23 protein-coding genes and 2 pseudogenes are annotated in these 20,247 nt (G+C 69.0%); 14 read left to right on the forward strand and 11 right to left on the reverse strand.

Annotated features, from left to right (window positions below; translation table 11 throughout):
* Positions 1-77: 77 nt before the first annotated feature.
* A complete protein-coding gene (locus AB0I18_RS16365) occupies positions 78-383 on the reverse strand; it encodes a hypothetical protein (protein ID WP_363106141.1) in 306 nt (101 codons plus the stop codon).
* Between the two features lie 120 nt (positions 384-503).
* Between AB0I18_RS16365 and AB0I18_RS16370 the strand changes: the two genes are divergently transcribed.
* Positions 504-923 carry a transposase gene (locus AB0I18_RS16370; RefSeq protein WP_363106179.1) on the forward strand — a complete coding sequence of 140 codons (420 nt, stop codon included), beginning with the start codon at positions 504-506 and terminating at the stop codon, positions 921-923.
* Here the strand turns inward: AB0I18_RS16370 and AB0I18_RS16375 are convergent.
* The 3 genes from AB0I18_RS16375 to AB0I18_RS16385 all read right to left on the reverse strand — a co-directional run bounded on the left by AB0I18_RS16375 (position 884) and on the right by AB0I18_RS16385 (position 3,884).
* On the reverse strand, positions 884-1,432 hold the full coding sequence (locus tag AB0I18_RS16375; protein WP_363106142.1) for a ricin-type beta-trefoil lectin domain protein: 549 nt from the start codon (positions 1,430-1,432) through the stop codon (positions 884-886). The genes AB0I18_RS16370 and AB0I18_RS16375 overlap by 40 nt on opposite strands.
* Before the next feature lie 124 nt (positions 1,433-1,556).
* The gene (locus AB0I18_RS16380; protein WP_363106143.1) at positions 1,557-2,579 is read right to left on the reverse strand and encodes a hypothetical protein; all 1,023 of its coding nucleotides are present in this window, start codon (positions 2,577-2,579) and stop codon (positions 1,557-1,559) included.
* 180 nt (positions 2,580-2,759) lie between these two features.
* Entirely contained in the window at positions 2,760-3,884 is a 1,125-nt protein-coding gene (locus tag AB0I18_RS16385) for an IS30 family transposase (protein WP_363106144.1), read from the reverse strand.
* A gap of 81 nt (positions 3,885-3,965) precedes the next feature.
* Between AB0I18_RS16385 and AB0I18_RS16390 the strand changes: the two genes are divergently transcribed.
* Positions 3,966-4,973 (forward strand): helix-turn-helix domain-containing protein, encoded by a 1,008-nt coding sequence (locus AB0I18_RS16390; RefSeq protein WP_363106145.1) that lies wholly within the window; start codon positions 3,966-3,968, stop codon positions 4,971-4,973.
* A gap of 261 nt (positions 4,974-5,234) precedes the next feature.
* Here the strand turns inward: AB0I18_RS16390 and AB0I18_RS16395 are convergent, their stop codons facing one another.
* Positions 5,235-6,134, reverse strand: a complete 900-nt coding sequence (locus AB0I18_RS16395; protein WP_363106146.1) for an alpha/beta hydrolase — start codon at positions 6,132-6,134, stop codon at positions 5,235-5,237.
* Positions 6,135-6,191: 57 nt separating this feature from the next.
* Between AB0I18_RS16395 and AB0I18_RS16400 the strand changes: the two genes are divergently transcribed.
* The 9 genes and pseudogenes from AB0I18_RS16400 to AB0I18_RS16440 all read left to right on the forward strand — a co-directional run.
* Positions 6,192-6,800 (forward strand): TetR/AcrR family transcriptional regulator, encoded by a 609-nt coding sequence (locus AB0I18_RS16400; protein ID WP_363106147.1) that lies wholly within the window; start codon positions 6,192-6,194, stop codon positions 6,798-6,800.
* A gap of 741 nt (positions 6,801-7,541) precedes the next feature.
* A complete protein-coding gene (locus AB0I18_RS16405) occupies positions 7,542-7,979 on the forward strand; it encodes an SRPBCC domain-containing protein (protein ID WP_363106148.1) in 438 nt (145 codons plus the stop codon).
* A gap of 8 nt (positions 7,980-7,987) precedes the next feature.
* Positions 7,988-8,353: a metalloregulator ArsR/SmtB family transcription factor gene (locus tag AB0I18_RS16410; protein WP_363106180.1), complete on the forward strand. Its 366-nt coding sequence runs from the start codon at positions 7,988-7,990 to the stop codon at positions 8,351-8,353.
* Between the two features lie 36 nt (positions 8,354-8,389).
* Entirely contained in the window at positions 8,390-8,872 is a 483-nt protein-coding gene (locus tag AB0I18_RS16415) for a hypothetical protein (RefSeq protein WP_363106149.1), read from the forward strand.
* A gap of 273 nt (positions 8,873-9,145) precedes the next feature.
* A complete protein-coding gene (locus AB0I18_RS16420) occupies positions 9,146-9,658 on the forward strand; it encodes a hypothetical protein (protein ID WP_363106150.1) in 513 nt (170 codons plus the stop codon).
* The gene (locus AB0I18_RS16425) at positions 9,655-10,059 is read left to right on the forward strand and encodes a transcriptional regulator (RefSeq protein WP_363106151.1); all 405 of its coding nucleotides are present in this window, start codon (positions 9,655-9,657) and stop codon (positions 10,057-10,059) included. The genes AB0I18_RS16420 and AB0I18_RS16425 overlap by 4 nt, the downstream gene beginning before the upstream one ends.
* A 116-nt stretch (positions 10,060-10,175) precedes the next feature.
* Positions 10,176-11,033 carry an ABC transporter ATP-binding protein gene (locus tag AB0I18_RS16430; protein WP_363106152.1) on the forward strand — a complete coding sequence of 286 codons (858 nt, stop codon included), beginning with the start codon at positions 10,176-10,178 and terminating at the stop codon, positions 11,031-11,033.
* A 137-nt stretch (positions 11,034-11,170) separates the two neighbouring features.
* Entirely contained in the window at positions 11,171-12,073 is a 903-nt protein-coding gene (locus AB0I18_RS16435; protein WP_363106181.1) for an ABC transporter permease, read from the forward strand.
* Positions 12,069-12,239 (forward strand): annotated as a pseudogene (locus AB0I18_RS16440) (transcriptional regulator); the annotation flags it as partial. The gene AB0I18_RS16435 and the pseudogene AB0I18_RS16440, both read left to right, overlap by 5 nt.
* Before the next feature lie 256 nt (positions 12,240-12,495).
* Here the strand turns inward: AB0I18_RS16440 and AB0I18_RS16445 are convergent.
* Both AB0I18_RS16445 and AB0I18_RS16450 read right to left on the reverse strand, forming a co-directional pair.
* A complete protein-coding gene (locus tag AB0I18_RS16445; protein WP_363106153.1) occupies positions 12,496-13,005 on the reverse strand; it encodes a DinB family protein in 510 nt (169 codons plus the stop codon).
* A 56-nt stretch (positions 13,006-13,061) separates the two neighbouring features.
* A complete protein-coding gene (locus tag AB0I18_RS16450; protein ID WP_363106154.1) occupies positions 13,062-13,739 on the reverse strand; it encodes a class I SAM-dependent methyltransferase in 678 nt (225 codons plus the stop codon).
* A gap of 133 nt (positions 13,740-13,872) precedes the next feature.
* Between AB0I18_RS16450 and AB0I18_RS16455 the strand changes: the two genes are divergently transcribed.
* On the forward strand, positions 13,873-14,451 hold the full coding sequence (locus AB0I18_RS16455) for an XRE family transcriptional regulator (protein ID WP_363106155.1): 579 nt from the start codon (positions 13,873-13,875) through the stop codon (positions 14,449-14,451).
* A 116-nt stretch (positions 14,452-14,567) separates the two neighbouring features.
* On the opposite strand, the gene AB0I18_RS16460 is transcribed toward AB0I18_RS16455, so the two are convergent.
* Positions 14,568-15,467 (reverse strand): LysR family transcriptional regulator, encoded by a 900-nt coding sequence (locus AB0I18_RS16460; protein ID WP_363106182.1) that lies wholly within the window; start codon positions 15,465-15,467, stop codon positions 14,568-14,570.
* 90 nt (positions 15,468-15,557) lie between these two features.
* Here AB0I18_RS16460 and AB0I18_RS16465 point away from each other — a divergent pair, with 90 nt between their 5' ends.
* Entirely contained in the window at positions 15,558-16,883 is a 1,326-nt protein-coding gene (locus AB0I18_RS16465; RefSeq protein ID WP_363106156.1) for an aspartate aminotransferase family protein, read from the forward strand.
* A gap of 184 nt (positions 16,884-17,067) precedes the next feature.
* Here AB0I18_RS16465 and sigJ read toward each other — a convergent pair whose 3' ends face one another.
* A complete protein-coding gene (sigJ, locus tag AB0I18_RS16470; protein ID WP_363106157.1) occupies positions 17,068-18,009 on the reverse strand; it encodes an RNA polymerase sigma factor SigJ in 942 nt (313 codons plus the stop codon).
* A gap of 170 nt (positions 18,010-18,179) precedes the next feature.
* On the opposite strand from sigJ, the gene AB0I18_RS16475 reads away from it, so the two are divergent.
* On the forward strand, positions 18,180-18,797 hold the full coding sequence (locus AB0I18_RS16475; protein WP_363106158.1) for an LUD domain-containing protein: 618 nt from the start codon (positions 18,180-18,182) through the stop codon (positions 18,795-18,797).
* Between the two features lie 79 nt (positions 18,798-18,876).
* Here the strand turns inward: AB0I18_RS16475 and AB0I18_RS16480 are convergent.
* Positions 18,877-19,041, reverse strand: a pseudogene (locus AB0I18_RS16480) (TetR family transcriptional regulator); the annotation flags it as partial.
* Positions 19,042-19,612: 571 nt separating this feature from the next.
* Positions 19,613-20,239, reverse strand: coding sequence for a GNAT family N-acetyltransferase (locus AB0I18_RS16485; RefSeq protein ID WP_363106159.1), 627 nt, complete (start codon positions 20,237-20,239; stop codon positions 19,613-19,615).
* Positions 20,240-20,247 lie beyond the last annotated feature (8 nt).

Genomic DNA, 20,247 nt, shown 5'->3' on the forward strand with positions numbered 1-20,247 from the left:
CGGTCTCACGCGTACAGACCGGCGCGGCGCGGGAAACTCATCGGTGCGCGATCTGAGCTCACAGGTAGTCCTCGTGGTCAGGGCTCAGTGTGGCGGGAGGCGGCGCACGACTGGACACCATTCGGGGCGGGCGGCCTCTTCGGCCAGCGTCGGGACCCGCACCACCGGAAGCGCTCGTCCATCCGTAGCAGCTTGGCCAGCCGCTGGGCATCCCGTTTGTCGGTCTTGATCCGGTGCCCGCGGGGCGCTCCATCTTCGACCTTCGACGGGGCTGCCACCACGCAGCGGAGCCCGGTCGAGTCCAGGGCCCGGGCCAGCACGAACCCGCTCGGTCCTGCCTCATGGGCCACCGTCACCGCGACCAGCTGCGGCAGCGTGGCCACCCACGCCAATATGTTGTGCGTCTCGGCGTCGAGCCCTCGCCCGTCTCGCCGTCCAGGGCCCAGGCCATCGTGGTGCGGGCGTGGACATCCAGACCGACCGCTTCATACGGTCTACAGGTGATGGCCGCGTTCCGCAGCGCTGCCGAGGCGGTGCCTCAGGCGCCGCTTTCCGATATCGGAGTGCTGGGCATCGACGAGACCCGGCGGGTCAAGGCCCGCTGGGAGAAGGACCCGGAGACAGGAAAGTGGTCTCCGGCAGCGGATCGCGGGCACACCGGATACATCGACGCCGCAGGTCACGGTGGGCTGCTCGGCCAGATCGAAGGACGGGCCACCGGTGATGTGCCGGCCTGGCCGGCCGGCACCCCGCTTGCCGGGCGCCAGGCCATCCGGTTCGTGGCCATCGACATGTCACCGTCCTACCGGGCCACCGAGCGCACCAGCCTGCCGCACGCCACCGTGGCGGTCGATCACTTCCACTCTGGGGCACGCTCGGCAAACTATTTGAAGGCCCACATCTGCCGCTGGTTACCGTTCTGACACCGTTCCGTAGTGACATGTCCCAAAGGGGCCGACGCGGTCAGGCAGTCCTTGGTCTGCCAGTTCTTCACGTAGCCCTCCGAATAGCGCGTCCACTTCTGCCAGTTGTCGCCACTGCATTGGACGACTCGAACGTCCGATCCCGTTGGGCCGGCGAGCATGCACTGGTGATGGGGTCGAGTCTCCAGTTCCCGGCCGTAGTTACGAATGCTGTTCCCCGCACCCTGTATCCAGACCTTGTACGGGCTGGGGGAGGAGCAGTCAGTGGTCGCGACCCCTACGAAGTGGTACAGACACTGCTTGGTCTCATAGTTCTGGATGGTGAACAGCGAGCCTTCCGGCAAAGTCGCCTGAGCCGACACCGCAGCCGTGGCCGACGTCGTTTCCTGGGTTCCAGCGGATGCCGAACTCGCCGTGGGGACAGCCAGACTCAGCAGGATCGCCGCAGCGGCCGACGCACCGAACAGGGTGCGCTTGTTCCGGCCCGCGAGACGTGGGAAAGACAGCATTTCGAAAACCTTCCAGGTGGATTGGTGCAGGAGATACCGAGCGTCGAATGGCGCGGTCAGTCGGTCAGTCGGTCAGTTGGGGTGGTTCGGTGAGATGGAGATGCGGGTTTCCGAGAAGCGTCGCTCACGCGGAGGGAACGGCGCGGGCGATACAGATGCGCGCATCGAGCCGTGAGCCGGCTTCGTAGAACATGTACTCGGTGCCGTTGTCGGTACCGAAGGACGGCGCGGCCACGCGGCCCTCGTCCGAGGCGATCGGCGAATGGAAGACGCCGAGGTGGTTCTCGCGGTCAAAGGCGTTGCCGACCTCGGTGATGCGCATCCGGCCGTCGTTGCCGTGGTAAGCGACGTAGGTGGTGCCGTTGCGTTTGACCAGGGTGGGTCCGGAGATGTCGGTGACGCCGTCCGGCTCGGGGTTGACCAGTGGGGTAGAGCTGAACTGCCAGTTGTCCCAGCCGTTGGGCGACCAGCCGTAGAAGATCCGCCGCCCGCCCCGTACGCCCATGAAGACCATGACGTACCTGTTGCCGCGTCCCGGCAGGGTGTGCTCGAAGACCCGGGCGTAGGAGGTCTCCGAGGTGCCGGGTACCAGACGGGTGCTCAGGATCGGCGTTTCGTCGGTGAAGTGGAGGCCGTCCGCGGACCGCGCCACGCGCGTCACGGTGTTCTCGCCGTGGAAGTAGCAGAAGAACTGCCGGGTGGTCGCGTCCCAGGTGACATGAGGGGACGAGACATGACTGACCGTGGTGCCCGGCAGGTGCCGGTCGATGAGCGGATTGCCCTCGTACTCGGTGAACGGCCCCTCAAGGGAGTCGGCGAACGCCACGCAGATACCGCCCGGGTTCTCGTGCGGCGCGTAGTACAGGTAATACCTCGCCCGGGCACCGCTGATCTTGTCGTACACCCCGCGGACGCACGGGAAGATGAACTCCTTGGTGGGATTGTGAGCCGGTACGGCCGGCAGGACGATCGCGTCCCGCAGATACCGGTACGTCGGCATCCCGCCCGGGCCCGCGGCCCGCGCCGGCCCCGCGCCGGCGAGAATCCCGCCCGCTCCCGCGGTGATGCCGACCGCCGCGGCCGCCGCACCGCGCAGCACGCTGCGCCGACGCACCGGTGACTGCCTGTTGGGGTCCAAGTCTTCCATTCCGCCCTTTCTCGGCGCGTAGATCAGCCCTGCGGGACGAAGCTACGGGCAACACCAAGGGCCGAGTTGCCTGTCCGTGCCCGAGGACTTGGCCCGGAGCGACTCATCGGCTCAACCGGTTCACCTCCAGGCCCGTCATGACAACGGGGAATGACCACGACAAAAAAAGGGGTCTTAGATTCAACCGGTCAAGGCAACACTCTCGGCTGGGGTGCGGAATCCCAGACACTTGCGCGGACGGTTGTTGAGCTTCGTCGCGATGGCGTCAAGGTCGTCCTGGCTGAACGTCGACAGGTTCGTGCCTTTGGGCAGGTACTGCCGGAGCAGCTTGTTGGTGTTCTCGTTGGTGCCACGTTGCCAGGGGCTGCGCGGGGCTGCGAAGAACACGTCGACGCCGGTGTCGACGGTGAGCCGCTTGTGGGCTGCCAACTCCATGCCGCGATCCCAGGTCAGCGTGCCGCGTAGTCGGGGGTCCATACGTTCGTAGGTCTCGGCCAGAGCGGGAACGACCACGGTGGTGTGGCGGCTGGCGAGTTTCACGACCGTGAGGAACCGTGACTTCCTGTCGACCAGCGTGGCGACCTGGCTGTTGTTCGAGCCGATCACCAGATCGCCTTCCAGATGCCCGAACTCGCTGCGGTCTCCCGCCGCCTGGGGCCGCTCCTCGATCGGTCGGGCATCGGTGATCTGCGAGCGCCACTGACCCTTCACCGTGTGGCGCTTGTTCTTCCGGATCGGACGGCCAGTTCGCAGGCGTTTGCACAGCTCGCGGGGGACCACCTTCCAGCGGGTGGTGTAGACCGATCGGTAGATCGTCTCGTGGCTGATCTCCATCGCCGGGTCGTCACCGTGGTGCAGACGCAGGTGGCCGACGATCTGTTCCGGCGACCACTCCTCCTTCAGCAGGGTCAGCACCGTCTGCCTCAACGCGGGCCTGCGGGCGAGCAGGCACTGCTTCGGGCGCCGGGCTCGGTCAAGTGCCCGTTCCTGCGCAGCGATCGCCCGGTAGACATCACGTCCGCCGTTATTGCTGACTTCACGGCTGATCGTCGACACCGCACGCCCCAGGAGGCCGGCGATGGCCCGGTAGGACTCTCCGGCACAAAGCCCGCGCGAGATCTCCTCCCGCTCACCCATGGTCAAGCTTCCGACGCGCGCTTTGCGGAGTTCGGGAGCGATCCCTCCATGGTGCTTGAGTACGGTGAACACCGAGCCGGGCGGCTTGCCGATCTGCCTGGAGATGACGCTGATCGATTCTCCGGCCCTCCAACGCCGCCACAAGTCGGCCTTCATCTCGTCCGACATCCCCGGCCGACCCAGTCTCGCCACGTAAACCGTCCTCAACCAGCACTGTTGCTCTGACCGGTTGAATCTAAGGGGACCACCATGAGCATCGTGCTGTCCACCGCATCGGTGCCCGCCAGGGAGCGGCTGGCCTACTGGCATGAGGCGATCAGTCAGACGTACGACCAGTTGGCGTCTGTCCGGCTGGACGTCTCCACGCCCACCGACGCGCCGTACAGGGGCACGCTTGCGGCCGGCCAGGTCGGCTCCGTATGTGTGGCCACGACGGATTCCGACCCCTTACAGGTCCGCCAGACCACACGGTGGGCCGCCGGGACGGACGACGAGTACCTCAACGTGTGCTTACAGGACCGCGGTCACCTGGTGATCGACCAGAACGACAGCCAGACACTGCTGCGGCCCGGCGCCCTCACCCTCTTCGACACCACCCGCCCCTACACGGTCACCTATCCCGCCGCCTTCCGCATGCACGTCATCCAGATACCGCGGTGGATGCTGGTCGTTCGCGCGTGCGACCTGCGGCGCATCACCGCGGTGCCCATCCACGCCGATACCGAAACCGCGTCGCTGATCATCCCGTTCCTCTCCCAGCTCGCCACCCAGGCGGGAGGCCGTCCGCCGCACATCGCCGACTTACTCGCCCGCAACGCCGCGGACCTGCTGGCCACCCTCATCGCCGAGCGACTGGACCGCGACGTCGCCGACATCAGCACCGGCACCGACGCCGCGCACACCGCGCTGCGGCTGCGCATCAAGGCCTTCGTCGACCGCCACCTCGCCGATCCCGACCTGTCCCCGCGGACCATGGCCGCCGCGCACCACATCTCCGTACGCCATGTGCACCGGCTTTTCCAGGACGAGGGCACCACCGCCGGCCGCTGGATCCAGCACCGCCGGCTGGAAGCCTGCCGACGCGAACTCGGCCGCCCGGGCCGAAACGTTCCAGCGGTGATGGCCATCGCACACCGCTTCGGCTTCACCAGCCCGTCCCACTTCAGCCGCGCCTTCCGCGCCGCCTACGGCGCGTCACCCCGCGAATGGCGCGCCACTGCCCAACTCGGCTCGACCGTGCGATCAACAAGCACCTGAACTGGGAGCGACCAGCCTGGCGCACGCGGATATCCACGCTAAGAGCTCGCAACAGGACCATGGGTAGGCCTTCTTGAGGCGCCGCCAGCAGATGAGGCTGCGTGCCGGGGAGACGAAGGCGTCGTGGAGTTCGAGGCGTCGTTCCCATCGGATGACGAGGCGTTTGAACTGGTGGAGGAGGGCGAAGTCCTGCCCGACGACGAAGCGGAGTTTGTGAAACTCCGCCTGTCGTGAGCGAAGTTCAGCCGTGTGGCGTGCCTGCTACCGGTTGGCCACGAGGAAGTCCTCCAGGATCTCGACAAACCGCGCCGGCTGCTCCTCGGCCGGGTAATGGCCGCAGTCGTCGAGGACGACCCCCGTGACGTCGTCGGCTGCCAGCCTCATCGTCTGGGCGGTACTCGCGCCGCTCCACAGCGCGCCGCCGACGGCGAGCACCGGCAGTGTCAGCCGGGTCTTGCTGCGCTGCTCGTTCTGCGCGATCGTCTCGTCCAGCGCCCGGTAGTACGCGAAGCTCGCCCGCAGCGCGCGAGGATCCGCGGTGATCGCGTCGACGTAGACGTCGACGGCGTACGCGGGGATCGCGGTCCGCGTGGCGGCCTTGGTGGCGAACTGCCAGCCGAAGAAGAGCTGCTCCCGTCCCCGGACCAGTTCCTCGTTGAGGTCGGTGAGCCGGTTGAAGCCGAACTGCCAGAGCTTCAGGTTGACCGCGGCCGGGCCGAAGAACGGCGGGGACGGCGTGAGACCGGGGATCACTGCTTCGAGGATGGCGAGCCGGCCCACCCGCTCGGGGTGATCGGCGGCGAGGGCGTATCCGGTCCATGTACCGATGTCGTGGCCGGCCACGTCGAACCGGTCGTGCCCGAGCGCGGCCATCAACGCGACCAGGTCGGAGGCCAGCGTGCCGGCGTCGTATCCGTCGTCGGGTTTGTCGGAGAGCCCGGCCCCACGCGAGTCGACGGCGACGACGGTGTGCCGGCGGGCGAGCGCGGGCATCACCTCCCGCCAGGCGTACCAGGTCTGGGGCCAGCCGCCGATCAGCAGCAGCGCCGGGCCGTCCCCGCCGGTGACCGCGTGCAGCCGCAGCCCGTTCACCTCCACGAGCCGGCTGGTGAAGACGTCAAGGAATCCGTCAGGCAGCCGCAGCGAACTCAAGCTTGTCATGCTGGCGACCATACCCATCTTTGAACGATCGGTACAAGATGTGTAGGCTGACGGACCATGGCAGGCCGCAAGCAATTCGACGTGGATGAGGCGCTACGACGTGCGATGCACGTCTTCTGGCGCTGGGGTTATTCGGAGGCATCGATCGATCGCCTGGCCGAGGGCACGGGTCTGGGCCGGGGCTCGCTGTACGGCACCTTCGGCGACAAGAGCGCCCTGTTCCGCAAGAGCCTCCAACGGTACGCGCAGACCTATCACTCGCTGTACGAGCAGGCACTGTCCGGCCCTCACCCGAGCCCGAACGCCGTTGTGGCCGCCTTCCTGCAGGTCGCCCTGAACCGTATCGCCGACCCGACGGTCCCGGACGGCTGCCTGCTCACGGTGTCGGCAACGCAGTTCCCGGCGCTTGACGCGGAGGGCCGGGCCATGGTCCGCGCCATGATCGACGGTTTGCGGGCGAGGCTGGAGCAGGCGTTGCTGGCGGCGGGGGCCGATGAGCAGGAGGCGGCAGAGCTGGCGTTGTGCACGCTGGCGACGAACAAGTCTCTGGCGGTGCTGAGTCGCGCCGGCTTCGCGGGCGAAGACCTGGCAACCGTCGCGGCAGCCGCCGCCAAGAATGCCAAGGCTCTGCCGAACCGGCCGGCCGAACCGTCGGGGCCGCGATAGGCGGGAACGACTCCGTCGCCAATGGAGCTGCAGCGACCTCGGGGCAGCCGGCGGCTCGGCAGGAAGTAGCTCGGCTCAGTCCTCGTGGGGGCTGAGTCGACCCGGGCGACGAAATCGTCCCACCGGGGGAAGAAGCTGACCTGAGCAGCCTCGATCTTCGGGCTGTTGGGACATATGAACCCCCATAACCCGCGCAGCGGGCTCGCCTCGGCCGCAAGCGCGCCGCTTGTGCCGCGTCCAGCAGTACCCGGCATCTCGCTCAGCCCACGGTGCGAGCACACCCCCGCTGTCCGGGCACTCGATCTCACCCGCCAGCAACCTGGCCTCGACCCTGACCACGTCCGCCTCTACCGCGAGCACCGGCGCTTCCAAGTGCGTCACGGTCCTCCCGGACTCGGCCAAGAGGTCTTCGGGAGGGCCTTCGCATGCCCTCAACTCACTGCCCACATAGGCATCTTGAGTGTCGTTGAACACCCCGGGTTCGGGACGCGCATCGTCGCTGCGGGCAAAACGGGGTTGCGGACTCGACACTGCTACGCCGTCCCCGGACTACTGCAATATCCGAGGGAAGCATCACCGCGAGGGGCGGCTCGGCGCCCTGGTGTGCGCCCTCTTACTCAACCGCGTTCGTCATCACCAATCAACGACGAGCATCCAGGTGCAACCTGTGGGTTGCGTCTACGGTGTCGGTGTGCAACTCTGAGGTTGCACCTAATGGCGACGCCTCAAAGGAGAGACCTCATGAGCGAGGACCGGATCGAACGCGAAACGCTGATCGCCGCACCGCTGGAGCGGGTCTGGTCGCTGGTGGCCCAGCCCGGGTTCTGGGTGGCCGACAAGGCGAGTCTGCCGGGCACGGTGGCCCGGGAGGGCGAGACGCTGGTGGCGAAGAATCCCGAGCACGGCGACTTCCCGGTGCGGGTGGAGACGGTGCGGCCGCCGACGTATCTGGCGTACCGCTGGACCAGTGCGTTCCCCGGTGAGGAACTGCGCGAGGACAACAGCACCCTGGTGGAGTTCACGCTGACTCAGGAGGGCGAGCGGACCCGGCTGCGGGTGGTGGAGAGCGGGTTCGCGGCGCTGGCTGCCTCCGAGGAACTGCGCACCCAGAACCTCAAGGACCACACCGCCGGCTGGCCCCAGGAACTCGACGCGCTCAAGAACCGCGCCGAACAGTAAGCCCCGTGATGAACGAACGCGACGGCACCGGCGACAGTGTCGACAGCGTGCTGAGCGCGCTGGCCGACCCGACGCGACGCCGACTGCTCGATCTGCTCGCCGCCCGGGGCGAGGCCACCGCGACGACGCTGGCCGAGCCGCTGCCCGTCTCGCGGCAGGCGGTGGTCAAGCATCTGGCGGTGCTGGATGCCGCCGGGCTGGTGTCCGGCAGCCGGGTCGGGCGCGAGGTGCGGTACGCGGTGCGGCCCGCGGCGCTGGACGCGACGGCACGGTGGATGACCGGACTCGCCGCCGACTGGGACCGAAGGCTGGCGAACATCAAGCGCGTCGCCGAGGCGGCGGAACGGGATTCGAGTTCGACGCGCCCCGACTGATTCGACAGGCTCGGCCGGACTGAAGGGAAACGCGCTATGGACACGGCAGCACTGCGCAGTGCCTACGACAGGTTGCTCGATGCGGCGGCCATCCCCGACCTCGGCGACGCCGACGACGGAGGATGGAACGCCGACCAGATCTTGGCTCATCTTCTCAGTGTCGACGCCTCAACCGCGGGGGTTGCTCTGGGTGTTGTCGCCGGCGCGCGGCCCACTTTCGACAACCGGATCTCCCTCGATGCCTGGAACCTGGACCGGATCATCGCCGAGCACTCCGGCCGGGCGGATCTGCTTGATCATGTCCGGAGTCAGGCCGCCGTCCTGTGCGACATCGCCGATCGGCTCAATGAGCAGGACGCCTCGGTACTGGTGCCGTCGCTCCTCCTGTCCAACGGCGCAGTCGTGTTGGATCGGCCGGTCCCAGTGGCGGGCCTCATCGATGGCCTCGCCGAGAGCCACGTGCCAGGACATACCCAGCAGCTCCTCGGGCTTCGCCGCACCGTCCCCGGACACGCCTGAAAGCGGCGGTCAACGTCGGCCACGCCTGCCGTACCGAGATCCGGTGAGCCCTCCACCCTTTCCTGAGGCCTCCTCGGCGACGATCTCGGAGCATCGCTCGACTTGCCTTCCGGGAAAGCCAAGGGGTAACTTTCCCGACAGGAAAGTTGAGCGGTTCGTCTCGGGTGGCCACACGCCGTCTCGGACCCTCTCTAACTCCCGTGCGGTTCTCTCGATCTACCTTGAACTGCGCTCGAAACGCCCTGCACTGTCCTGAATCGTCACGGGGAGGCGATGGCTGTGAGCCCACCGGTGGATGCCGAACAGGCCTGGAAAGATCTGCAGCGCATCCGGGTGCCGCAGGAGCGCGTGTACGACGAGATCGAGCGGTGCGCATCCGGTGGCCCCGGCGCGGCATACGCCACGGCCGCGCTCATGTGGGTCTTCCTGGCCGGCCTGGGTCTGGACCCGCCTCGGTGGGGAGTCTGGCTGATCCTCGCCGCGTACGTCGCGCTGGTGAGCGTGCTGGCCGTGTTTTACAGCCGCAGGAGTCGGATGCAGTTGCACCGTTCCCGCTACAACTGGCGGACGTCCGCCACGTTCGTCGCGGGGGCAGTGGTGACAGGTGGGACGACCCTGCTGTCCGGCCGCCTGGCCGAGCCACTGGAGCCTATGTCCGCCAGTCTCATCCAGGCCACGGTCTCGACGGCCGTGTTCCTGCTGTTCGTCGGGCCGGCGAACAGCTGGGCGGCCGGCTCGCTGCGCGGCCGCGGCGAACGGACGGCCCGCGAGAGGGCGGGCCGATGAGTACCCCCACCGGGTTCGACGAGCTGATCCACCCCGCCACTCGGCTGTCGGTGGTCGCGCTGCTCGCCCCCACCGAATGGGCGGACTTCGCGTTCATCCGCGACAGCCTCTCGCTCAGCGACTCCGCACTCTCCAAACAGCTGCACACCCTGGAAGAGGCCGGATACCTGGAAATCCACAAGGAGGGCGGCGGCCGCAGGCGACGCACGAAAGTACGGCTGACGGACCGCGGCCGCACCGCCTTCGAAGGACATGTGGCGGCGCTCCGGGCGATCGTCGAGGGTGCCGGGCTCACGGCGGCGACCGGCCCGGCGGCGAAGGCGACAGCGGACGACGTTCCCGCGATGACCGCAACCGGGGCGGCACAGCGGCAGCGGCACCACACGGAGACAGGACGATGACGAAGCTCAAGCGCACGCCGTTACAACCCGCACCGCCGACCACGCTCCCCGAGCCCACTCCAGCCACTGCGCGCCGCACAATGACCCAACCCATAATCCAGGCACGCGATTTGACCATGACGTACGGCGACATCGATGTCCTCCACGGCATCGATCTGGACATCCATCGCGGCGAGGTCTTCGCGCTACTGGGGCCCAACGGCGCCGGGAAGACCACCACCGTCGAGATCCTGGAGGGCTTCCGGCAGCGCTCTGCCGGGGACGTCCGCGTCCTCGGCGCGGACCCGGAGCGGGGCGACGACGCCTGGCGCGGCCGAATCGGTCTGGTCCTGCAGTCCTGGCGCGACCACCGTCGCTGGCGGGTCGCCGAGCTGCTGACGCACTTCGCCACGTACTACCCCGACCCGCGCGACCCGGCCGAACTGCTGGCCCTGGTCGGCCTCACCGGCCAGGCCGGCCAGCAGGTGGACCGGCTGTCCGGCGGCCAGCGCCGACGGCTGGATGTCGCGCTCGGCATCGTCGGCCGCCCCGAACTCCTCTTCCTGGACGAGCCGACCACCGGCTTCGACCCGGAGGCGCGGCACGAGTTCCACGTCCTGGTCGAACGGCTGGCCCGCGACGAAGGTGTCACCGTCCTGCTCACCACGCACGACCTGGTGGAGGCCGAGCGGCTCGCCGACCAGATCGCCATGCTGGTCAGCGGCCGGATCCGGGCTTGCGGTACCCCGTCGGAACTGGCCCGGCAGGCTGCCGCACAGGCCGAGGTCCGCTGGACGGCCGACGACGGGACGTCCCACCGCGAACGCACCGAGGACCCCTCACGGCTGGTCTGGGAACTCCACCGGGACGCGGACGGCCCGATCGCCGACCTGGAGGTCCGCCGCCCGACGCTGGAGGACACCTATCTGCACATGGTGCATCGGGAGGGCGACGACACGGACAGGGTCGTGGACGGGGAGGCACAGGCCGTATGACGGAGACACCCGCGACGAACAGGATGAACAGGGCCGAGAGGACGGAGAACGAGAGGACGGAGAACGAGAGGACGGAGAACGAGAGGACGGAGAAGGCGGAGAAGGCCGACGCGGCATACCACGCCGACGCGGCGGACATGGCCGACGCGAACGACGCACCGGGCGCGACGAAGAAACCGCGCCGCCCCGGCCGTCGCTACTGGCGTGCCGGTTTCCTCCGCGGCGGCATCGAGCTGCGGCACCTCCTGCGCAATCCCAAGGAGATGTCCGGCCACCTGACCAATGTGGTCGTCGCACTGCTGATCGCCGCGTACATCAGCGATGATGTGCCCGGCACCCACACCCCGATGGCCCATCTGGTGCTTGCCGGGTTCGCCGCCTATGGGCTGTTCCAGATCGGGCTGATCAACCTCCCGCAGATGCTCGTGACCGAGCGGGAGGAAGGCGCGCTGCTGCGGCTGCGCGCCACACCCGGCGGGATACCGGCCTACCTCGTGGCCAAGTGCCTGCTGGTGGTTGTCACGGCGGTCGGCACCCTGGCCCTGCTCCTGGCAGCAACGGCACTGCTGGCGGACGGGCCGCTGCCGCATGGGCCGGGCGGCTGGCTGACGCTGCTGTGGGTCACCACGCTCGGGCTGCTCGCCGTCGTACCGCTGGGCGCCGCCATCGGCGCCGTGCTGCCCAATCCGCGGGAGGCGCTGGCGCTGATCATGCTGCCCACCATGGGGCTGTTGTTCACCTCCGGAGCGGTGTTCCCGATCACCGCAATGCCCGGGCCGATCCAGCAGGTGGCCTCTGTCTTCCCGCTCAAGTGGATGGCGCAGGGCCTGCGTTCGGCGCTGCTGCCGGACGCCGCGCGGACCGCCGAGCCGGCCGGCTCGTGGGAGCTGCCCATGGTCGCCCTGGTACTGACGGCCTGGGCAGTCCTCGGGTTCCTCCTCGCGATTCCCCTCCTGCGCCGCGCCGCCCGCCGCGAGTCCGGCTCCCGCCTGACCGCACGCCACCGCAAGGCGGCACAGAACGGGGCGATGCCCGCGTAGGGCCAAGAGCACGTCCATCGGGATCAAGAACGCCACCGGAGAGTACATCGCGGCCCTCCGTCTGAACCTCGACGTGTCGGGGCTGTCACCGGTGACGCTCGCGCTGTCGAACCTCGTGGCCACGGACGCCGAGCACCGCGAGCAGGCCCTGGAAACCCTGTCCAACCACGCCCGCGCCACCGCCGCCCAGCACCACGGCTACCACGTCATCGACGGGACCCGCACTACCAGCACCGCACCGGCGATCCAGACCTTCTGGGAACGCGTCACCGGCTGATGACCGACCGGGGCAACGACGGGCCCTGTGCCGCCCGGTGGTGGCGACCGCTGCCGGGTTGCCTGCCGCGCGGTGAACGCCGAGACCTCCACGGCCGGTCCGATGACGGGGACACGCGGTGCGCCGCGCGCCGGTACTTCGCCTGTCAGCGGCCGGTGGATCCATCGATCTGCTCGCGGATGATGTCGGCGTGGCCGGCGTGCCTGCCGGTCTCTTCAATCATGTGCACCAGGACCCACCGCATCGATGGTGCCGGCCCCCGGCGCGGGGGTCGCGGAGCGGGAAGAGCCAGATCCGGGCAGGCATCGATGACCTGGTTCGCTCGCTCGACGGTCTTTCGGTAGTCGGCGAGCACGCCGTCGACGGTGTCCTCCGCGGACGGCCGCATGGTCGCACGCCAGTCGCCGACATCCTCACCGAGGAAGTAGAACCGTTCGACGAACGCCAGATGCTTGAGCAGCCCGAGAAGGTTGGTGCCCGAGGGCACTTGGCCCGTTCGGACGTCCGGTTCCGGCACGCCCGCGATCTTGTCCGCGACCGCGTTCCGCAGATAGTCGAGGAAGCCCCGCAGGGTGGCCTTCTCGTCGGTGCCTGTCCGCGGAGGTCCGGTGTCCCTCGCCTGCGTCCGGGATCGCCGCGCACGGTTTCCTGGCATCGCGTCGCTCCATTCCGATGTGACGTCGTGTGGTTCAGGTCGTGCGGTTCAGGTGGTCATCCGGCCGTCAGCTGGAAAAGCAGGACGTTGTCGATGACGGTGGCGGTCTCACCGGCGGGTCCGGTGGCCCGGCGGCGGGGCATGTCGGCGCGCAATACGGACCAGTGCGCGCGGTCGAGATCAAGTCCGGTGGCGACCTCGGTGGGCGTGGGGTACTGGGTGTCGGGGTCCTGGTTCCACGACCAGGGAGCGGTGGAGCCGTGGTCGACGATCAGCAGGAGACCGCCGGGCCGCAGGGCCCGTGCGGCGGTGCGCAGGACTCGGCCGCGGAGCAACGGGAACGGGGTGTGGAAGTACTGGGCGGAGACGAGGTCGAACTGGCCGGCCGGGAAGCTGCTGGCCAGATCGTGCTGTTCGGTGGCGACCCGGTCCGCGACGCCGAGATCGCGGGCGCGTTCCCGCACCCGTTCGACGGCGGTGGTGGAGATGTCCACGGCAGTGACGTGCCAGCCCTGCTGGGCGAGCCAGATGGTGTCGCCGCCGGCGCCGCAGCCCAGATCCAGGGCGGTGGCGGGGCGCAGCGGTGCGGCGGTCTCGGCGAGCAGCGGGTTGACGCGTGCGCCCCAGGTGCGCTGGGCGCGGTAATGCCGCTCCCAGAACAGCTCGGCGTCCTCGTCCGCCGCGCGCCGGTCGTCCGCCGCCGCGGTGGGCCGTGGATGTCGGGTGGAATCCATCTGAGTTGCCCCTTCGTCGGCCGGCGTGCCGAGCGTGATCCGATGCGTATCTGCGACGCCGGTGATGTACCGACAGCATCACCACCGCCGTTTCGCCCTTGCAAGAAAAGTTGCGGATCCGCATCATCGGGGCATGGACAACCCCGCAGGAGAAGTTCTGGCCGGAGTCGGGCCGCGTCTGCGCGCCCTGCGCCGGGCGCGGAGCGCCACGCTGGCGGCGCTGGCCAACGAGACCGGCCTCACCGCGAGCACCCTGTCCCGTCTCGAGAACGGCAAGCTCCGCCCCACACTGGAGCAACTGCTGCCGCTGGCCCGGGCGCACGGCGTCCCGCTCGATGATCTCGTCGCGGCGCCGCCCACCGGCGACCCGCGCGTCCATCTGCGACCGGTGCGGCGGTCCGGGCTGGTGCTGGTGCCACTGACCAGGCGGGCGGGCGGCATTCAGGCCTACAAGGTGATCTATCCGCCTGCCGGCCGAGCGTCCACGATGAACCTGCAGACCCACGAGGGATACGAGTGGTTCTACGTCCTCGACGGACACGTCAGGTTCGTGCTCGGCGAGCAGGAGTTCCGGCTCGGCGTCGGCGAGGCCGCGGAGTTCGACACCCGCATACCGCACTGGATCGGCAGCGCCGACAGCCGGCCCGCGGAGCTGCTCGCCCTGTTCGGCGCGCAGGGAGAGCGCGCACATCTGACACCGTCCAAGCCCTGACCAGTCTCGCCCCGGCCCTGTTCACCCACGCCGTCCGGGCCGCACTCGCAGCCCGCGCAGCCGACACCACGGCAAAGAGGGCCGCAGTAACGGATCAGCCCTCTCCGGCGGGGTTGTCAACCCGGCGGCGAGAGATCCGGAACATGACGCAGCGCGTCCAACACGGCGCGCACTGCCGCGCGGGGTGGTGCGCCGCGGCGGATCGCCGCCGTGATCGTACGGGTGACGGGCGTCGCGAGTTCCCCGGTGGCGACGTGATAACGGCGGTCGACAGCCAGGCCGGGCAGCAGCGCGATCGACAGGCCGGCCTCGACGTGCTGCAGGGTCATCATGTAGTTGCTGAACCGGCACACCACCCGCGGTTCGAACCTCGATCGACGGCACAGCCGGAGCGCGAGATTCGCCATGTACGACTGTGGCATGTCGAACGCCCACGGCTCGTCCGCGTAGGCCGCGAGGTCCACGGAGCCACGCCCGGCCGCGGGATGCTCGGGCGGGACCACCAGCAGGACCGGGTCGGTGGCCAGCGGCACGAGGTCGAGGTCCGGGCCCAACGGCAATTCGCCGAAGTCCGTGGTCGTGATGATGATGTCCGCGTCGCCACCTCGCAGCGCGGGCATGCTCTCGTGCGGCTCCAACTGCAGCAACTCGACGTCGAGGTGCGGATGCTCGCGCGCCAGCCGGTTCACCGCCGGCACGGCCATGGTGTGGATCGCGCTCTGGAACGCCCCCAGCCGCACCAGCCCGGCCGGTTCTTCGCCGAACCCGCGCAACTCCGCCTCCACACCCTGCATGTGATCGAGGATCGTGCGCGCCCGCCGCGCGAGGATCAGCCCGGCCGAGGTCAGCCGTACCCGGCGCCCCGTTCGTTCCAGCAGCTGCGTGCGCGTTTCGGCCTCGAGCACGGCGAGCTGCTGAGACACGCTTGAGGGGCTCAGATTGGCGGCTTGAGCGACCGCCCGGACGGTACCCAGCGTGTCCAACTGGCTCAGCAGCCGCAGCCTCCAGGGATTCATCACACACTCATTGTTGTGCGGTTCTGCCGAACAGGACAGCCGGAATTGTGAGATGGACGTGTCGCTCAAATGCGGCCTACCGTCGGGGACATGGCTGCTTCGACCACCGACTCGCCGTCCTCCGAACGCTTCTGGGCCGATGCCGACAGGCACCTCGTACGCTATGGCGGCGAGTTCACCCGCGAGATCATCGACCGTGCCGCGGGGAGTTTTCTGTTCACCGCGGACGGCCGGAAGATCCTCGACTTCACCTCCGGCCAGATGAGCGCGATCCTCGGCCATTCGCACCCGGCGATCGTCGCGACGGTCCAGCGGCAGGTCGCGACCCTCGACCACCTCTTCAGCGGCATGCTCAGCCGCCCCGTGGTCGACCTCGCCCGGCGGCTGGCCGACACGTTGCCCGCGCCGCTGGAGAAGGCACTACTGCTGACGACCGGCGCCGAGTCGAACGAAGCCGCGATCCGGATGGCCAAGCTTGTCACCGGCCGACACGAGATCGTGTCCTTCGCGCGGTCCTGGCACGGCATGACGCAGGCCGCCGCGTCCGCCACCTACAGCGCGGGTCGCAGGGGCTACGGCCCGGGCGCACCCGGCAATTTCGCCATCCCCGTGCCGAACGCGTACCGTCCCGACTTCACCACGGCCGACGGATCGCTGGACTGGCGGCGTCAGTTGGACTTCGCCTTCGACCTGATCGACGCCCAGTCGACCGGCAGCCTGGCCGCGTGCCTCGTAGAACCGATCCTCAGCTCAGGCGGAATCATCGAACCGCCGCCCGGATACTTCGCGGCTCTGCAGGTGAAGTGCCGGGAACGCGGCATGCTGTTGATCCTCGACGAGGCCCAGACCGGCCTCTGCCGCACAGGGACCTGGTACGCGTTCGAGCGCGACGGCGTCATTCCCGACATCCTCACCCTGTCCAAGACACTCGGTGCCGGGCTTCCCCTCGCGGCCGTGGTCACCAGCGCCGAGATCGAACAGGAGGCGTACGACCGCGGGTTCTTGTTCTTCACCACGCACGTCGCCGACCCGCTGGTGGCCGCCGTCGGCAACACCGTCCTTGACGTTCTGATCGGCGACAGGCTCGACGAGCGCGCGCGGTCGCTCGGCACGTTCCTCCGCCAGGGCCTGGCGGACATCGCCGGGCGCCACGAGGTCGTCGGCGACATCCGCGGCCGGGGCCTGCTGGCCGGGCTCGAACTCGTCGACCGCGAGACGAAGCGGAGCTCGAACGAGCTGGGCGCGCGGGTCACCCGGCGCTGCCTCGAACTCGGCCTGCACATGAACATCGTCCAGCTCCCCGGCATGGGCGGAGTCCTGCGGATGGCTCCGCCGCTGACCGCCACCGAGGACGAACTGTCGCTGGGCCTGGCCATGTTGGACAAGGCGATCGGCGACGCCTGCGCCGTCCTCTGAGCATGCCGCCGGCGCCGAGCAGGCTGCGGGAAGCTGGACGCTGGACAGCTTTCTCAAGCTACTCGGGCGCGGCGGGGAAGATGCCCTTGACGCATGCGTCCCGTTCCCTGACCGGACGCCGGCCGCCACTCACTCAGGCATCGCGGGGCGGCACTCCCGTCTCTCCGGAAGACGCGGACGCGTCTCAGCCCGTCGTCCAGTGACGGAGTTTCTCGGGGTTGCGTACCACCCAGATGTACTTGATCCGGCCGCCCGCGACCTCGAACGCGAACACCGTCACGATGACACCGTCCTGCTGCGCCACCAGACCGGGCTGACCGTTGACCGTACGCTCCAGGAACGTCATGTTGCCGGGCACCCGTCCGGCGATCTCGACCCAGGCGTGCGCGATCTGCTCGCCCCCCTCGATGGGGCGCAGGAAGGTGGTGGCGAGGCCGCCGCCGTCGGCGATCGCCGTGGCGTCGGGGTCGAGCAGGCCGATCAGGGCGTCGATGTCCTTGGCTTCCCATGCCTGCTTGAAGTCCCTGACGAGGCCGGCCTGCCGGGCCGTTGGACCAGCGGGAGCCGGCGACGCGCGAATGCGGCGGCGGGCTGAGGAGGCCAGCTGGCGGCACGCCGCCGGCGTACGGCCGACGATCTCGGCGACCTCGGCGAAGGGGTGGCAGAAGACATCGTGAAGGATGAACGCGACGCGCTCGGCCGGGGTCATCGATTCGAGCACGACCAGGAAGGCCATGTTGACCGACTCGTCCAGGGTGACGCGGTCGGCCGGGTCGACCGTGGTGCCGTCCGGCCTCCCACTGATCCACTCCGTACGTTCGGGTAGCGGCTCGGGGAGCCATTCGCCCACGTAGGTCTCTCGCCGGGCCCGTGCCGAGCCGAGCAGGTTGAGGCAGACGCGGCTGGCGACCGTCGTCAGCCAGGCGCCGGGGGACGCGATGGCGTCCTGCTGCTGCGGAGACATGGCGTACCAGCGTGCGTAGGTCTCCTGGACGGCATCCTCGGCCTCGGCCAGGGAGCCCAGGAGCCGGTACGCGAGATTGATCAGCTGACGCCGCTCACTCATGATCGCGTCCAGGCCCGGATCGGGCCGGCCGCCCTGTCCTGGGCCGGATCGGGTGGTCATGGTGCCTACAGCTCCCTCGGTCGCAGCTGTCCTCACCTGTTCGACAAGACAGCGCACCGGAATGTGAGGCGACGCACCGGCCTCACATTCCGGGGACCTGTCCTGTCGAACAGGTGAGGCCAACACATCATCCAGCGAACAGGGAGTTCAGAGACCTTATGACTGCCCCCATGCCGACAACACCGTTCGCCGGCCCGGCGCCCGCGCAGCGCCTGGAGCGGGCGGCGACTGCGCTGACCGCACACGGTTTCACGGTGGAAATCCTCGACGACGCCGCCGCCGCGCGTACCCGTATCAAAGATCTGATACCGGAGGGCGCCGGCGTGTTCACAGGAGCCAGCGAGACCCTCCGCCTGTCCGGCATCGACGAGGACATCAACAACAGCGGGCGGTACGACGCCATCAAGCCACGCGTGCTGGCCATGGATCGCGTCACCGGCGCCGACGACATCCGGCGGCTGCTCGCCAGCCCCGACTTCATCGTGAGCAGTGTCGCCGCGGTCACCGAAACCGGCTCCCTCGTGGTCGCTTCGGGCAGCGGAAGCCAACTACCGGGCTGCGCCGGTGGCGCCGCCCGCGCGATCTGGATTGTCGGGGCGCAGAAGGTGGTACCCGACCTGAGCACCGCACTGCGGCGCGTCGAAGACCACTGCCTCCCGCTGGAAAGCGCCCGCACTCAGGAAGCCTACGGGTGGCCCAGCGCCATCAACCGTCTTCTCATCCTCAACGCGGAACCCCGCCCCGGGCGCGGCACCGTCCTGTTGCTCCGCGAAGCCATCGGATACTGAGACCACCCGTGCGGCAGCGGGGCCCAGATCCTCCAGCCTGAAGCTCGGCGCAGCTCTCCTTGCTGCGGAAGAGGCGTCAGCTGGTGCATGTCGACAGGCCCGCGGCCTCGGCGATCCGGTCGCCGCTGGTCGCGGCCACGCCGTGCTCCCAGAACAGGCGCGAGGCCTCGCGGGAGATCTCCAGGCGCAGCCGGTGGCGACGCTGCTCGCTCGTCCCGGTTGCGCGGCGCGCCCTCGTTGCCATGCCAGTGCTTGGTGTCCCAGGGCATGACGGGGCCGTACTTCCACAGGTACGCCGACCGGAGTGCGGCGCAGGTTACGGCGCCGAGTGCGGTCAGGGCGATGTTGAGGCGAAGATCACCAGTCAGCCGGGGCCGGGCATCGGCAGCATCACGCCGGTGATGACGACGACGAGGCCGATCACGAAGACGCCGGACCGACAGCCGAGGCGCAGCGTCCGGGAACGCGTGACGAACTGCGGCGCCCAGGACCCCAGCCGCTTCTCGTCAGGCGTGTCGGCGGTTGCCGGGGCGACTGTCGTGTCGCGGCCCCAGGGGGGAGAAGGGCGCTGGCCGGGGGCGGCGCGGAGACCGGCTCGGGGCGCCCTGTTCGCATTTGGTCGTGGCCGTGTCGCTAAGTGACAGTCAGGTCAACCTCGGCACCCTCGCCCGATCGCCGCTGGAACATGGCCCTGGCCGTACTCGGCGTCGCAACCCGCGCTGCGCGCCCGGTGGCACTGGGAGGCGAAGGAGGTAGACGGCGAGGTGCTGACCACGCGCCCGAGAACTGTGCTGCGCATGGCTCTTGGGAAACTGTCAGAGGTGGCGTGGCAGGAGGCTGGTCGAGTCGGGCGGCAAACCGCTGCGCCGCGGCGCCGGGTGGCGTCCCGCCTCAAGGTGTAGCCCGTCGGCCTGTCTGCGGGCGGTCCGGTACAGCACACACCGGCGAAGCGGCCCATCCGGCACGCTCGGATCCTCGAAGTCGTCGGCCGGATCCCGTGTCATGCCGATCCGGCGCATCACTGCCTGGGAGCGAAGGTTGTTGACGGTCGTCGACGCAACGACCTCCGGCAGCCCGAGGGCCTCGAAACCGAAGGCCAGGCAGGCCACGGCGGCCTCGGTCGCGTAGCCGTGCCCCCACGCCGAACGCGTCAACCGCCACCCGACATCCACCCCCGCGAACGGCATGTCCTCGTCGACCTCGTCCAAGCCGGCGCGGCCGAGGAACTCGCCCGTCTCCCGTGCTTCGAGCGCCCACCACCCGAAACCTCGCGCGTCGAACTCGGCCTGCATGAGGGCCGCCGCGGCATCGCTCTGCTCCCGGGTGAGCAGTTCGCCCAGGTGTTCACGGACTTCGGGATCGGCGTTCATCGCCGCCCACGGTTCGAGGTCGGACTCCCGCCACCGGCGGAGCAGGAGACGATCGGTACGCAGCTCTGGCATGCCGACCA

The organism is Streptomyces sp. NPDC050704, from assembly GCF_040654355.1.
In the GTDB taxonomy this organism is placed as follows: domain Bacteria; phylum Actinomycetota; class Actinomycetes; order Streptomycetales; family Streptomycetaceae; genus Streptomyces.